We start from the raw sequence: 14,465 nt of genomic DNA, 5'->3' as shown, positions 1-14,465 counted from the left end.
ATACTAACATGTGAAAACCAATAACAGAAGGATATTAAGGTGGATAAACGGTGGTTTGAACAATATCAAAAAGGAGTTCCTCATGAAATTGACCCAAGTCAATATTCTTCAATTGTAGCTTTATTTAAAGAATCATGTACTCGTTTTGCTCATAAACCATCATATACCAATATGGGACACAGTATTACATTTGCAGAACTAAATACTTTAAGTCGTGATTTTGCTGCCTACCTGCAACAACTTAACTTAAAAAAAGGAGCACGAATTGCAATTATGCTCCCTAACTTACTCCAATATCCGGTGGCACTATTTGCTATTTTGCGAGCAGGCTATGTTGTTGTTAACACAAATCCGCTGTATACCACTGATGAACTCATTCATCAAATGAATGATTCCGGGGCTGAAGCTATTATTGTTCTTGCTAATTTTGCCAAAACTGTTGAAAAGGGATTAAACTCTATTCCTGCCTTAAAGCATGTTTTTGTCACCGAAGTGGGCGATTTATTTCCTACGATAAAACGAATTATCGTTAATTCGATAGTTAAATACGTAAAAAAAGGGGTACCCGCTTATCACATCCCTCATGCAGTAACCTTTAATTATGCGTTATTAGAAGGAAAACAATCTCCATTACATCACGTTGACTTGACTCATGATGATATTGCATTTTTACAATATACAGGAGGAACAACTGGAGTAGCCAAAGGCGCTATTCTTACACAAGGCAACATGATCGCTAATATTTTGCAAGCTGATGCATGGATAAAACCTTTAGGTTTAGGTGATGATGAAATCATTGTAACCGCAATTCCCCTGTACCATATTTTTTCCCTTACGGCTAATTGTTTAACCTTCTTAAAAGAAGGTGCAAGAAATGTACTCATAACAAATCCTCGTGATATGGGGAATTTTATTAAAGAGATTAAAAATGTTCGTTTTACAGCAATTACCGGGGTAAACACTTTATTTAACGGTTTATTAAACCATGCACAATTTAAAGACGTTGATTTCAGTAGATTAAAAATAACCCTTTCTGGTGGAATGGCATTACAAAAAAGTGTTGCTCTTAAGTGGCTTGAAGTGACTAAGACTCCTGTATTAGAAGCTTATGGCCTAACAGAAACAAGTCCCGCAGCCATCATTAATCCCATGAATCTTACACAATACACTGGTAGTATAGGTGTACCTATTCCGTCTACAGAAGTAGTCATTCTAGATGATAACGAGAATGAAGTTCCTATTGGGACAAGCGGAGAAATATGTATCAAAGGACCACAGGTAACCCCAGGTTATTGGAAGCGACCCGATGAAACTGCGTTGGTTTTTACCAAGAATGGCTATTTAAAAACCGGAGATATAGGAAAAATGGATGAAGAAGGCTTCATTTATTTAGTTGATCGAAAAAAAGACATGCTACTGGTCTCTGGGTTTAATGTTTATCCTAATGAAATAGAGCAAGTTATAGGGATGCACCCAGGTGTTTTAGAGGTTGGTGTGGTTGGAATTTTTGATAAGGACTCTGGTGAACGTGTCAAAGCATGCATTGTAAAAAAGGATCCAAACCTAACGGCTGAAGAAGTTATTTCTTATTGTCGTGAACATTTAACCGCATATAAAGTCCCTAAGGTAGTCGAGTTTTATAAGGAGCTTCCTAAAACAAATGTGGGGAAAATTCTTCGTCGTGCACTTAAAGAATCGCAAGACAGTTCCTCTCCGAGTCTACCTAATAAAAAACCTGCTGTTGCAGTGTAACAAAACCTTGTGGATTCATTGAATGTTGGTGTGGTCGTTCTCTCGACCCACCGAGCTCCCATCTTTAATACAGATATTAGGTAGCTGGGGGGGAACGCGAACAATATTCGTTTATCGTTAACAATAGAACACCGAATTTATTTTACCAATTGCTTCATGATTCTAGCTGTTGCCCCCCAGACCCAAGCTTTATTTGCAGTAAATTCACAGGTTTTATACTGACGTCCATTTCGTTCGATCATAAAAGCTCTATAATTTCCTGGGTCTTGCGCCAAGGACATAGGAATAGAAATTAGACTAACCACTTCCTGAGTATTTAAATGATAAGGATGTATTGAACTGATGCTTGCCAACCAGGGGTGAATAATACTTCCCATGAGTGTTTTTTCGATCTTTAATTCTTTTATTAGTGTTACTCGATTAGTACTAATACCCAGCTCTTCATTTAACTCTCTAAGTGCTGTAGCATAGTAATTTTCATCACCCTCTTCCCACACCCCACCAGGAAAACATATTTCGCCTGGGTGCGCCCTAAGTTGATCACTACGTTTAGTGAGAATTAATGAATCAGATTCTTGTTCATAAAGAACAATTACGGCTGAATTTGTAAAACTACTTCTTTTTAATTCATTTGAGTCCATTCATAATTGCCGCCATTTTAATAAAACATTCACGATATTCATCTTCATGGTTTGAGTCAATAACGACTCCTCCACCAGCAGCCAGATGCAAAAAATTATCCTTAGCTGTTATTGTACGAATAGCGATATTCGTATCAAAACGGCCATGTCGCGAAAAATAACCAATTGCACCACAATAAACGCCACGAGCATACAACTCTTGTTCATAAATAATTTTCATTGACTCAATTTTTGGCGCACCTGTAATCGAACCACCTGGGAAACAGGATAAAAATGCATCAAATGGGCGAATAGATGATAAGCACTGAGCTTTTATTGTGCTCACTAAATGATGAACTGAATTATAGCTTTGAACCTCGCATAAACCAGTTACCTGAACTGAACCTGGTTGGGCAATTTTACCCAAGTCATTACGAAGAAGATCTACAATCATAACATTTTCGGCTCTATTTTTTTCACAAGAGCTCAACTCAAATTTTAATTGTTCATCTTCCAGGGGATCGTTAGAACGTCGAATAGTCCCTTTAATAGGTGATGTAACTAATAGACCATTTTCATAATACAAAAAACGCTCAGGAGAAAAACTTAATATATCTGCAAAAGTCGTTCTTAAAAAAGCAGAAAAAGGTACTGGATTTTGATTGCTGATTTTTTTATATAAAGCCCAACTATCTCCTTCATAAGTAGCAAGGAAAGGCTGGGTGAGATTGACTTGATAACTTCTACCCGCCTTAAGTGATTGATAAATTTCCATAAACGCTTTGAGATACCCTTCCTTGCTCATTAAAGAAGCAAAATCACTTTGAAGAGTGGCATCGTTGCATTGCCTTTCTGAGTCGTGCCATAATTCTAAAACCTCCTTGACTACCTCATGCGTCGCCTGATAAAGGTTTGCAGCAAATAAAGTCACAGATTTTTGATAATGATCTACAATAATAGCCCAATCATACAAACCAAGATCTAATAAGGGCATATTCTGCAATCCAGGTTGTACCTTTGAATTGATTCCTAATAGTTTTGCTCCAAAATCATAAGAAATATAGCCTATAGCTCCTCCTTGAAAAGGAAGATCGGTTACTGCAGATTGCGAGGATAAGATATGATTCAGTTGCCCCAACAATTGCGGTACATCACGCATATTTTGATCCAGCTGAATAAAATCATAAGGATAAGCACTAAGAATATCATAACGACCCCTTACCTGATCACTACTTTCAAGTAATACAAAACCGGGAAGATGGCTAAGTTTTTGATACAATTCGGGTAGAGCTGGAGAATAATCTAAGGAATGTAATACAAATTTACTCAAAATATACCCTCAATAATTCAATTCGTTTAACCTTTAATGGTCTAAATACAGTTGAGCAAGACACTTAATTATCTCTGGATTCTGCAAGCAAATCGACCACAAGGATATAGAGATAAAAAATCTCTTAACTTTAATACAATACCGCCAAGTCCTAACGGTTAAACCAGGAATATGTCTCGTTCAACGACAATGATTTTAATGTAACATCATTGCTCTCTGTAAGGCTAGCTGCTTTCTACATCCTGATTCGGTTGTTATATTGAACTCATTCAATTTTATATTGATAATTCCACATTAATACGGTATCTCTCTGACTTCGCAAGCAGTCTTATGACATATACTTTGTTGAGTAAGCAAAATACATTTCCATGCCCTTTTCAATCAAACTCACGTTACTTATCTCTGGTTTTTAAATTCATTTGTGAGTATGCTATGCACACGCTTTATTGACAAGGAGCCTACATGGCAACAGTTGCTCAATTTGACATTACTTATACTCAATTTTTGGATGAACATGGGAAATTAGCAGGCCAGCTTCCTGATTTTGCCAAGGATCATACCGTATTGAAAGAACTTTACAAAATGATGGTTCTTACGCGTACCTTTGATAAAAAAGCAATTGCGTTACAAAGAACTGGAAAAATGGGAACTTATGCTCCTATTAATGGCCAAGAAGCGATTTCCACCGCCATAGGTCATGCGATGCGTCCCGAGGACGTGTTTGTACCCTATTATCGAGATTACGCTGCACAATTTCAACGCGGTGTAAAAATGTCTGAAATTCTTGCTTTTTGGGGTGGCGATGAGCGCGGTAGCCAGTTTTCTTGTAATTCAGAAGACTTACCTATTTGCGTCCCCATTGCCTCTCAATGTTTGCATGCAACTGGCATTGCTTTTGCTTTCCAATACAGAAATCAATCTCGTGTAGCAGTAGTTTGTCTTGGTGAAGGCGGCACTTCTGAAGGTGATTTTTATGAAGCAATAAATATAGCGGGTACCTGGAAATTACCTGTGGTTTTTGTGGTAAATAATAACCAATGGGCTATTTCAGTTCCCAGAGAGAAGCAAACTGGGACACAAACTATTGCACAAAAAGCAATTGCTGCAGGTTTTTCTGGCATACAAGTTGATGGCAATGATATTTTGGCAACAAGACAGATCATTGGTGATGCCATTGAAAATGCGCGCCAAGGGGAAGGGCCGACATTAATTGAGGCATTATCTTATCGTTTATCCGATCATACAACAGCTGATGATGCAACTCGATACCAACCCTCTGCCGATGTAGAAAAAGCAAAGCCGAAAGAACCTATTGCACGATTTAAAGAGTTTCTCATGGAGCAAAAGATATGGAATGCACAAGATGAGGAGAACCTGGTTATCCAGTGCTCAGAAGAGGTTGAGAAGGCCGTTAGTGAATATCTGAACATGAAAACTCAACCAGTTACCAGCATTTTTGATTATCATTACGCTGAACTACCTGAGTATTTGGTCGAACAACGTGCAATAGCTATGGAGGAAGCAACAAATGCCTGATATTACGTTAATTGAAGCAGTTACTCAGGCTTTAGCTTATGAGTTAGCTCACGATGAAAACGTGGTGGTTTTTGGAGAGGATGTAGGTAAAAACGGCGGGGTTTTTCGTGCAACAGTTGGACTGCAAGAGCGCTTCGGAGAAAAAAGAGTATTTGATACTCCTCTAGCAGAATCAATGATCGCAGGATTGGCAATTGGAATGTCTGTACAAGGCCTAAAGCCAGTTGCCGAATTTCAATTTATGGGTTTTATATACCCTGCCATGAATCAAATTATCTCTCATGCCGCTCGTATGCGTAACAGGACACGGGGACGACTACACTGCCCCCTCGTTTTTCGAGCCCCTTTTGGAGGAGGAATCAGGGCACCAGAGCATCACTCTGAAAGCACTGAAGCACTATTTGCCCATATCCCAGGTTTGCAAGTTGTTATACCCTCTTCGCCTAAACGTGCTTATGGTTTGCTCTTGGCGGCAATGCGTAATCCTGATCCAGTAATTTTTCTAGAGCCAAAGCGTATTTATCGCCTTGTTAAACAACCTGTCGAAGATAATGGAGAAGCACTACCCATTGGTAAGTGTTTCACTTTGCAACAAGGTGATGATGTTACTTTAGTAAGTTGGGGAGCAAGTTTGCATGAAACGCAACTCGCAGCGAAACAACTAAAGGAGGAAGGTATTTCTTGTGAAATAATTGACGTCGCAACAATAAAACCCCTAGACATAGAAACAATTTTGGCCTCAGTAGAAAAAACGGGTCGTTGTGTTATTGTACATGAAGGAGCAAAAACCTGTGGTGTAGGTGCTGAAATCTCTGCCCTTATTATGGAAAATTCCATGGCTGATTTAATGGCTCCTGTTCAACGGGTGACAGGATACGATACAGTAATGCCCTATTTCCAACTGGAAAAGCAATACATACCCAGTGTTACACGTATTAAAAACAGTATTATGAGCATAATGGAGTAATAATGAATATTTTCAATCTACCTGATTTAGGTGAAGGCTTACCTGATGCTGAGATTCATGAGTGGTTTGTCAAAGAAGGAGATACTGTTGTCGTGGATCAGCCTCTGGTTTCTATGGAAACAGCCAAGGCAGTAGTCGATGTTCCTTGTCCACAGACAGGAGTAATAAGTAAATTATATGGCAAGCCAGGCGACATTATTAAAACAGGAGAGCCTTTAGTTGCCTTTGTGTCGACCGCGTCAAAAGCTGCCGATAAGGGAACCGTCGTTGGCAACTTAGAAGAAAGTAGTGAAGTTTTTGAAGATAATTTTACTATTGGAGTACAACACGCTACTCAAGGTCGTATAAAGACAACCCCTGCTGTAAAAATGCTTGCAAAAAAACTTGGCGTTGATTTATCTACGATAAAAGGTACAGGCGAATTTGGTGTCATCACCAGGGATGATGTGCAAACCCAAGCAGATAAAAACGCCCAAATACCGGTAGGTTTTGAACCTCTTCGTGGAGTAAGACGTGCTATGCTCAATAGCATGGTTCAGTCACACGCCGAAGTAGTTCCTGTTAGCATCTTTGATGAAGCAGATATTAGCGCCTGGAAATCTGGCACTGATATTACCGTTCGTTTAATTAGAGCTATAATTGAAGCCACTAAAAGTGAACCTGCATTAAATGCATGGTTTGATACAAAACATGGTGCACGACAATGTTTTAATGAAGTACACCTTGGCCTGGCGATGGATAATGAGGAAGGGTTGTTTGTTCCTGTTATTCATGATGCAGGAACACGATCTGATACTGAATTACGCAGTATGATTAATGAATTTAAACAATCAGTAGGTAATCGTGAAATTACAGCAGACAAATTGAAAGGAGCGACGATTACGCTTTCCAATTTTGGAAAATTTGCTGGTCGTTTCGCAAGCCCCATTATAGTCCCACCAATGGTTGCAATCTTGGCTGTTGGCAGGCTTTATCAAGGGGTTGTTGCGGTCGAAGGTAAGGTAGAAATACATAATATCCTTCCTTTATCACTTAGTTTTGATCACAGGGCAGTTACGGGTGGTGAAGCAACTCGTTTCTTAGGTTCGATCATACAATCCTTACAAATGGATTAGAAGGTAAATACTCACCTCTATACTCATCAATGGGAGAAATATTCACACATCATGCAAAAAAAAATAAACAAATACATACTTTATTGCGCAGGGTGCGATCAATTTAATCCCATAGCAACTGTCAGCACATAGACCCCAACCGTTCCGCGGCATAGCCGCGGAATCCAGAGTTTGAAACACTTACCCTGACCTACAAGTCGCAGCATGTAAGGAGGCTTTCTTTATTGTTGTTGTGGTTGTTGGTTTTGTGTTTGTTGATTTTGTTGTTGCATTTTATCCTTCATTTTTTCAGCTAATGCCATCTTGCATTCTTGCAGTTGTCCTGGGCTAAAGGTTTTATTTGGTAATGTTTTAGTACCTGCTACTACAGGTATTACGCAATGTTTAATTAAATCTTTGCCTGAACTTTCCCCACCCTTGAAATATCCATTCTGCATGCAAGAGATAGCAATAGCCTTACAACCTCCTGCGGACCAACCCCAAAAGCTCGCGCTCATTAATAAAGTAAATACTCCCATTTTTACACATATCTTATTCATATTGTTATTCCTTTTATTTAGGATCTGCATCCGAGTTATATTGACCCTTAAAATATAGCACATTATTTTTTTGTTATTAGAGTGTTGGCTGCTCATTCTGCTATGGTGATGTATTCATAATAGCTTATTCATACATTCGGTTAATTAAAAGAAAGTTTTATTTATCTTTTGAAGCAAGAGGGGGCTTCCTCGATCCCCATTATTACTCAAATTTTATAGTTTTTAGCAACTTACTGAATGTCTTCTAGGTAGTTCTTGATCATTAGTTTTTGTTGGCACTGTGGATTTTAGATTTGAAAATAAAGACCTTATATGAATGGGTGGTTCTTCTGTACGTGTAGGCGATTTGTCTTGATGCCATTCGAGCATCAACAAGTTTCTCGGTCCTTCATTCATAAACGTACAATTTTCATTACCATATAGACATCCCTTGATTTGTTTTGCTGTATAGTGTCCTAAATCCAAAGCATACAGAGGAGAATTAAGCAATGCTAAAGCTGCAACTTTAGCTATAAAACTGAGTCCCACTTCAGTAATAACTAAACCAACAGTAATAGCGCCTACCACCCCTATAAGTGTTGTAGCTCCAAGAATTAATGGCGATGCCGCAATTTGTAAGGGTCTTAAAATTACGGAAATAAATTTATTTCCCTCAACTTCATCTAAAGGTTTCGTAATCGCGCGGTATAAAGCAAGAGAAATTAATTTCAGTCGAGTAAAATCATTAATAAAAACATTATTTTTAATGAGCTGTTTATAATTATCATTTATTTCATTCATTAATGAATTGGTAAGTTCCTGCCTTATTTGCATCTCCAGTGCTTCTTTATTAGAGGCAAAGGGACTTATATTTTGTTTGAATAGTTCTTGTAACCTGGCCTCCACTTCTGCATTGATTATCCTTGTATATAAATCCTCATCACTCATTACCTGAATTCGTTCAGCTTCTTCTTCATTTTGTTGCGCTCTACATTGCTCGATTGCCTGAATTCTATAGTTTTTTAAAAATAATACCTTATATTCTTCAAAATGAGGATCCAAATAATTGTTTAATTCTATGGTATATTGATTATTTGTTAATAAATTTAATGTGAAATTAATAAGTTTTTTAGATATTTCCAAAACAATAGTCGAAAGAAAAAAGCCAATAATACCCATAAAAGCAGCAGCACCAATAAATATTGAAAGTACTCCATAAGAGGCCTTTGCTAAAAAACGAAAGGGCTGATAATACCGATTCAAAGACTCTTCCATGGGGGTCATTAAGTGCTCAAAATATTCAATAAAACTACTAAACCCATCCTTTGGATTTTTTGCCGCATTTTTAAAGAGATGTTTCTGATTAATTCGATTTAAGATTTTAAATGGCTCGCCAGTAAGATCCAACTCCTCTTTCTCCAAATAACTGTTTAGCCTGGGGTCAATTGCAGAAAACTGCTTATCTGGATGCAAGAGTACGGAAAGCGCCTTATATAAAGAGGTTATATCTGCGGGTGTGACTTCAAGATAAGCATCTTCGATATGTTTATTAAGGAGAGTAATCACTTCTTGTTTTGTTAAAGACACGTCTCTTGGCGTGTCCAATAAATCTTTGACGATTTTTCCAGCTGTTACACGAGCTACTTCCTTGGGGTTTTTACTCATTTTTGATCTCACGTATCATTGGTTATGGTATAAAATGAACGAATAGTACCATATAAATCAAGATTTAGATATTAAAGGCTATTTGATTAAAAATTGGCATAATTTTAGTAACTCACTATCAAGATAACTCGCATTAATTTACCAAAGAAAAATTAGGTTAATAAGAAAAGAGGAAGGTTTCTTAATCAGAAGAGATCAACTCGACTTACTGCATCATTCCCGATTTAAAAGACATTGATTTACGCTTTTGCCAATTTGTTGAGCATCACAGCCAATCTACAACCTGCATATACAACCTGCTTTTGTACTAACTTTTGAGCATCCTCTTGATATTTAGTACTTGGGGTGTCTTTGGGGTTAAGTTGATACGCATTTTTTACAGCGAGCTTGTGAGACATCTTAGCCCATTTTTTAGGCTCTATTTGTGTACTAATGCCTGAACATGATAATTTTTGTTCTAAGTCATATGCGGTCTTTTTCACCTTTTTTGCATTATATTGACCTAGAAAAAAACCTGCGCCATTGTCCCAGTACTTATGCAAATTATTCCCTACAGAATTCGCACCTAAGGGAAACAAATTACCTCCTAAATCCCCCTTGGGAAACTCGGGGCTAACTCGAGTTACCGCATGCAATGGTTGATGGAGATCTCCCACAACATGGATTAACATACGTAAGGCAAGCCGTTTTTCAGCGGGTTTAGTTTTTTTAGAAGAGAAAACGTTCATAGCCTGCTTAATTGCCCATACAGCATTAATGCTCTCAACTGGAGGCAAATCAATCTCTTCTGTGCTAAAAGGGATATCAATATAGTGCATTACATCATACCAATAAACCTCTCTAAACCTAATTTCATCCATCCAAGTCGAAGAGCCTACAAAACTTGCGTTAGGAGTTTTATGAGTGTGCGAACGAAGATATTTATGACACATCAATTTTGCTTCCGGTGATAAATTATCGTAAGCAATTTGAGCCACTACCTTGTGGCCTGCCGCATTCCAGGCGTAACCTTGTAATACCCAAAAACAAAAAATAAGTATGTAAATAATTCGAATCATTATTAACCTAAATATGGAGACCAAGCAGGCTCTTGTACATCTCCTTCACGCGCAGGAAGCCTCATCCTTATCCTACCGTCAAGAGAAACAATACCCAATACCCCTTTATCTTGATTATGCGTCGCATAAAGAACTAACCGGCCATTTGGAGCAACAGATGGAGACTCATCTCGGCCAGAAGAGGTCAAACTAAGGATAGGCCCACCGGCAGCACTTTGTAGTCCTATATTAAATTGCCTATCATCGCGATGCAACATCACGATATTTTTCATATCAGGGGTATAAGAAGCGCGTGCATTATAGTTTCCTTCAAAGGTTACTCGAGCGACTTCACCCGTTGCTAAAGATAAACGATAAATTTGTGGTGAACCCCCTCTACCTGAAGTGAACAATATACTTTTCCCATCAGGGGCATACCGTGGTTCTGTATCAATAGCATCCCCAAAAGTTAATTGCTTCATAGTACCGCTGTGTATGTCAACACTGTATATTTTTGGAGTTCCGCTTTTAGATAGAACTACAGCCAGTTGATTTCCGTCAGGTGACCATGCGGGCGCGCCATTAATTCCTGGGAAACTAGTGATTAAACGTCGTTGCCCCGTTTCTACTGAAACCGTAAAAATTTGAGCTTTCTTTTTCTCAAAAGAAACATAAGAAATTGATTTACCATCAGGGGACCACGCTGGAGACATAATAGGATCTCCTGAAACCAATAGGCTTTGAGGATTATAACCATCTGCATCAGCAACTTCGAGGGAATAACGAGTAATTTTTGGTGTTCTTTGTACTGATATGTAGGCGATGCGTGTAGAAAATACTCCTCGTTCTCCAGTTAACTTCTGATATACCTCATCACTAATATGATGTGCTAATGGTCTAATTTGATTAGCACTAATTTGATAGGTTTTGGTCAGTAAGGTAGCACCTTTGGCAACTGCATCAGTTAAAGTGAAGCTTACTTCATAACGATTACCTACTTGGGTGACTCGTCCAGTTACAACGCTATCAGCTCCTAATTGTCGTAAAGTATTTACCGATGATTGTCCATTAGGACCTTGAGGTCCGGAAACAATGCGAAACTGGCCAGATAAATTTAAGTCATTTTCAATGACTTGCCCAATTTCCTGGGCCGTACCATTCGCTCCAAAAGAATTAATAGCAATTGGTAGTGCTGAATTAACTCCTTGGGTTAACTCTAAATCAAGAGCAAAAACTTGCTGCATAAAAAGCAGCAAAAATAATTTAATAATTCGATTAATCACGTGTTTTATCCCCTAACTTGTTCAGGACGAACGGTTAAACTTATATCACGAAACAGATTGAAAGTATCAGGATCTGTTGGTACAGGTAGTGGTGATGCTTTATAAATAGCTGTTTGCGCTGAACGATCAAGCAGCGGATCCCCACTACTGCGTGTTAAAGAAACTTCTAACACCATGCCATCAGGAGCAAGGCGAATTCTAAATTGGCTTGACAATGTACTGTCAACATTTTCGGGTAATATCCAATTTCTGCCGATTGCATTGACGATAAGGGCTTTATATTTATCTACTTCACCTGCTATACGAGCCTGTCTTTCAGCATTTTGTGCTGCTTGTGCTTGTCTGGCAGCAGCCTCTGCTTCAGCTTGCTTTTTTGCTTCTGTTGCAGCTTTCTTTTTCTCCATTTCTGCCTGGATTTTCTCTGCTTTTTCTTTTTCAGCCAATTTCTTTTTATTCAGCTCAGCAAGTTTCTGTGCTTCCAACTTTTGCTGTTTAACTAACTCATCCTTTTGTTTTTTTAACTCTTCAATACGCTTTGCTTCTAGTGCTTTTTGCTCAGCCATTTGTTTTAAACGTTTTTTTTCTTCCTCTGCTTGTTTTTTTCTGGCAATGGCGATTTTATTTGCTTCCTCTTTAAGTCGTGCCAGCTGCTGTTGTTCTTTGATTCTTTGCTGTCGAGCAGCCTCAGCCTGACGCTTAAGCTCATTTTGCCTATTGATTTCAGCTCTTTTTTGTTGCTCACGTTCCTGCTTTAACCGATTAACGGTCTCCATGACTTGTTTATTGTCAACGCTTACTGCTTTAACAACCTCATTTTGTGGTGTCACCGCAATAGGTTGCTCTATGCCGGGCGTATTTTTAGTTTCAGGTGTTAAAACAGGGCGTTGACTTGAATTATCGGTTAAAAGCATCACAATTAAAAAAAGATGTAAACCAATTGCTGCAAAAAAAGCATTACGATAACTTGAATTGCTGATCATGTTTGCCCCTCTGATTTCTCTGACTCTGAATCAGTTAACAAGCCTACTTGCTCTGCTCCTGCTTGCTTGAGTAACGCCATTGCTTGAACAACTTTACCATATGCAACCCCTTGATCTCCCTTAACTAAAACGTTAAGTTTTTGGTTTGATTGTTTTGCTAACTCTAATTCCGCAGCAACCCGAACAACTAGAGCTTGAGCTTCTATAGGTTCTGCTGGTGTGCTACTGATATTAAGGAAATAAGATCCTTGTTGATTTACTGAAACAATAATAGGCTCCCTATCAGTAGGTGCCAGGGTTTGACTTGCTGCCTTGGGTAAATCTACTGTAACACCTTGACTCAACATAGGCGCTGTAATCATAAAGATAACCAGTAAAACCAACATTACATCAATATAGGGTACAACGTTAATTTCTGATATGGGACGATCACGTTTTGTTTTTGCTCTGATCATTTTACCCCCTTACAGTGTCATTATTTTGTTGTTCTATAAGCGATATCAATTCTTCCTGAAATAAATCAAATCGATTTAATAAATCATTAGCGCGTGTTGTATAGCGGTTATAGGCAATAACAGCAGGTATTGCTGTAAATAATCCTAAAGCTGTAGCTACAAGTGCCTCAGAAATTCCCGGAGCCACCATAGCAATAGTTGCTTGTTGTGCATGGCCTAATGCCTGAAAAGAGGTCATTATACCCCAAACTGTACCAAATAATCCCACATAAGGTGCAATAGAACCTACAGAAGCAAAAAAAGGTAAATGCCTTTCTAGTTTTTCTGCTTCTTTAGCATGAGTAATTTGCATCACTCTTTGTATCGGTTCAATAACTACGTTTCCCTGCTTACGGGCCCGTATAAACTCTCTAAAACCAGAGTGAAAAATAGCTGCCATACCCTGTCGTTCATCAGAATTACTATCAACATCAGCATAAAGCCTACTTAAATCAGCGCTTTCCCAGAACCTTCGATTAAATGCGTCTGTAAGTTGTTTTTTCTGGTTAAAAAACCATGCTCTTTGAAATATTAATGTCCATGAAGTAATGGATGCAGCGGCCAACAATAACATCACGGTCTTAACCACTAAACCTGCTTGCATAAAGTACATTAATACATTTGCTTGATTACCCATCTATCATCTCCAGTACCAAGATCTTTTTACTTTTTGCTTCTAAAAAACTCATCACTTGGGCAAAAGTACGGTAATAATAAACTCCAAGAATTTACTTTGGAGTTATTTCGTACTTTGCCCAACCTAAAATATAATTTATGAAAACCCATTTACTGCGGAATTCGTTTTGGTTTTAAATTACTATTCACGCATACCACTTGGATTTTAGCCTCACAAATAATTTGTTCCTGTTGGTTTTGTATTGCCTGATCAAATAAAAAGCTGCAAACACCCATTTGCTGAACCTGAGTTTTAATCGTTAATAAATCATCCAAACGGGCCGGCGCCTTATAACGAATATGTACATCATATATAGCAAATAAAGTGTCTTGCTTTACTAAATCAGAAAGAACCATATTATTTTGTCTTAACATCTCTGTTCGAGCACGTTCAAAATAGCAAAGATAGTTCGCATGATAAACAATTCCCATATAATCTACATCTTCAACGTAGACGCGAACGGTATATTGATGTGCGCTTGTATCATCCATT

The 14,465-nt window shown here is 38.3% G+C and carries 14 protein-coding genes; 4 read left to right on the top strand and 10 right to left on the bottom strand.

Annotated features, from left to right (window positions below):
- The first annotated feature begins 39 nt into the window (after nt 1–39).
- Nucleotides 40–1,752, top strand: a complete 1,713-nt coding sequence (locus EKG34_RS12770) for an AMP-binding protein (protein ID WP_003631704.1) — start codon at nt 40–42, stop codon at nt 1,750–1,752.
- A gap of 137 nt (nt 1,753–1,889) precedes the next feature.
- On the opposite strand, the gene EKG34_RS12765 is transcribed toward EKG34_RS12770, so the two are convergent.
- Together EKG34_RS12765 and pabB are read right to left on the bottom strand one after the other, a co-directional pair.
- Complete coding sequence (locus EKG34_RS12765) at nt 1,890–2,393, bottom strand: NUDIX hydrolase (protein ID WP_003631705.1); 504 nt, start codon at nt 2,391–2,393, stop codon at nt 1,890–1,892.
- Entirely contained in the window at nt 2,380–3,702 is a 1,323-nt protein-coding gene (pabB, locus tag EKG34_RS12760) for an aminodeoxychorismate synthase component I (protein WP_003631707.1), read from the bottom strand. Before pabB ends, EKG34_RS12765 begins: the two co-directional genes overlap by 14 nt.
- 462 nt (nt 3,703–4,164) lie before the next feature.
- Here pabB and pdhA point away from each other — a divergent pair, with 462 nt between their 5' ends.
- The 3 genes from pdhA to EKG34_RS12745 are packed head-to-tail and all read left to right on the top strand — an operon-like array spanning nt 4,165 to nt 7,320.
- Complete coding sequence (gene pdhA / locus EKG34_RS12755) at nt 4,165–5,238, top strand: pyruvate dehydrogenase (acetyl-transferring) E1 component subunit alpha (protein WP_003631708.1); 1,074 nt, start codon at nt 4,165–4,167, stop codon at nt 5,236–5,238.
- Nucleotides 5,231–6,205: an alpha-ketoacid dehydrogenase subunit beta gene (locus EKG34_RS12750; RefSeq protein ID WP_003631709.1), complete on the top strand. Its 975-nt coding sequence runs from the start codon at nt 5,231–5,233 to the stop codon at nt 6,203–6,205. Before pdhA ends, EKG34_RS12750 begins: the two co-directional genes overlap by 8 nt.
- A 2-nt stretch (nt 6,206–6,207) precedes the next feature.
- Nucleotides 6,208–7,320: a dihydrolipoamide acetyltransferase family protein gene (locus EKG34_RS12745; RefSeq protein ID WP_003631710.1), complete on the top strand. Its 1,113-nt coding sequence runs from the start codon at nt 6,208–6,210 to the stop codon at nt 7,318–7,320.
- A gap of 221 nt (nt 7,321–7,541) precedes the next feature.
- On the opposite strand, the gene EKG34_RS12740 is transcribed toward EKG34_RS12745, so the two are convergent.
- The 8 genes from EKG34_RS12740 to ybgC form a co-directional block, all read right to left on the bottom strand.
- Nucleotides 7,542–7,859, bottom strand: coding sequence for a hypothetical protein (locus EKG34_RS12740; protein ID WP_003631711.1), 318 nt, complete (start codon nt 7,857–7,859; stop codon nt 7,542–7,544).
- Nucleotides 7,860–8,081: 222 nt separating this feature from the next.
- Nucleotides 8,082–9,503: a hypothetical protein gene (locus EKG34_RS12735; RefSeq protein WP_003631712.1), complete on the bottom strand. Its 1,422-nt coding sequence runs from the start codon at nt 9,501–9,503 to the stop codon at nt 8,082–8,084.
- Between the two features lie 239 nt (nt 9,504–9,742).
- Nucleotides 9,743–10,561, bottom strand: a complete 819-nt coding sequence (locus EKG34_RS12730; RefSeq protein ID WP_003631713.1) for a S1/P1 nuclease — start codon at nt 10,559–10,561, stop codon at nt 9,743–9,745.
- A gap of 2 nt (nt 10,562–10,563) precedes the next feature.
- Nucleotides 10,564–11,823, bottom strand: a complete 1,260-nt coding sequence (tolB, locus tag EKG34_RS12725; protein ID WP_003631714.1) for a Tol-Pal system beta propeller repeat protein TolB — start codon at nt 11,821–11,823, stop codon at nt 10,564–10,566.
- A 5-nt stretch (nt 11,824–11,828) separates the two neighbouring features.
- The gene (tolA, locus tag EKG34_RS12720; RefSeq protein ID WP_012979078.1) at nt 11,829–12,803 is read right to left on the bottom strand and encodes a cell envelope integrity protein TolA; all 975 of its coding nucleotides are present in this window, start codon (nt 12,801–12,803) and stop codon (nt 11,829–11,831) included.
- Nucleotides 12,800–13,258 carry a protein TolR gene (gene tolR / locus EKG34_RS12715; protein WP_003631715.1) on the bottom strand — a complete coding sequence of 153 codons (459 nt, stop codon included), beginning with the start codon at nt 13,256–13,258 and terminating at the stop codon, nt 12,800–12,802. Before tolR ends, tolA begins: the two co-directional genes overlap by 4 nt.
- Nucleotide 13,259: 1 nt before the next feature.
- On the bottom strand, nt 13,260–13,934 hold the full coding sequence (gene tolQ, locus EKG34_RS12710) for a protein TolQ (RefSeq protein ID WP_003631716.1): 675 nt from the start codon (nt 13,932–13,934) through the stop codon (nt 13,260–13,262).
- A gap of 149 nt (nt 13,935–14,083) precedes the next feature.
- On the bottom strand, nt 14,084–14,464 hold the full coding sequence (gene ybgC, locus EKG34_RS12705; protein WP_012979077.1) for a tol-pal system-associated acyl-CoA thioesterase: 381 nt from the start codon (nt 14,462–14,464) through the stop codon (nt 14,084–14,086).
- Nucleotide 14,465 lies beyond the last annotated feature (1 nt).

It is taken from the genome of Legionella longbeachae (genome assembly GCF_004283175.1).
Taxonomy (GTDB): domain Bacteria; phylum Pseudomonadota; class Gammaproteobacteria; order Legionellales; family Legionellaceae; genus Legionella; species Legionella longbeachae.
This window is presented reverse-complemented; position numbering and strand designations above follow the sequence as displayed.

Bases quoted from the DNA above. Each gene is read 5' to 3' on its own strand.
- pdhA (WP_003631708.1), top strand. From the start codon at position 4,165: ATGGCAACAGTTGCTCAATTTGACATTACTTATACTCAATTTTTGGAT.
- EKG34_RS12740 (WP_003631711.1), bottom strand. From the start codon at position 7,859: ATGAATAAGATATGTGTAAAAATGGGAGTATTTACTTTATTAATGAGC.
- EKG34_RS12730 (WP_003631713.1), bottom strand. From the start codon at position 10,561: ATGATTCGAATTATTTACATACTTATTTTTTGTTTTTGGGTATTACAA.
- EKG34_RS12745 (WP_003631710.1), top strand. From the start codon at position 6,208: ATGAATATTTTCAATCTACCTGATTTAGGTGAAGGCTTACCTGATGCT.
- tolQ (WP_003631716.1), bottom strand. From the start codon at position 13,934: ATGGGTAATCAAGCAAATGTATTAATGTACTTTATGCAAGCAGGTTTA.
- tolR (WP_003631715.1), bottom strand. From the start codon at position 13,258: ATGATCAGAGCAAAAACAAAACGTGATCGTCCCATATCAGAAATTAAC.
- EKG34_RS12750 (WP_003631709.1), top strand. From the start codon at position 5,231: ATGCCTGATATTACGTTAATTGAAGCAGTTACTCAGGCTTTAGCTTAT.
- ybgC (WP_012979077.1), bottom strand. From the start codon at position 14,464: ATGGATGATACAAGCGCACATCAATATACCGTTCGCGTCTACGTTGAA.
- EKG34_RS12765 (WP_003631705.1), bottom strand. From the start codon at position 2,393: ATGGACTCAAATGAATTAAAAAGAAGTAGTTTTACAAATTCAGCCGTA.
- EKG34_RS12735 (WP_003631712.1), bottom strand. From the start codon at position 9,503: ATGAGTAAAAACCCCAAGGAAGTAGCTCGTGTAACAGCTGGAAAAATC.
- tolA (WP_012979078.1), bottom strand. From the start codon at position 12,803: ATGATCAGCAATTCAAGTTATCGTAATGCTTTTTTTGCAGCAATTGGT.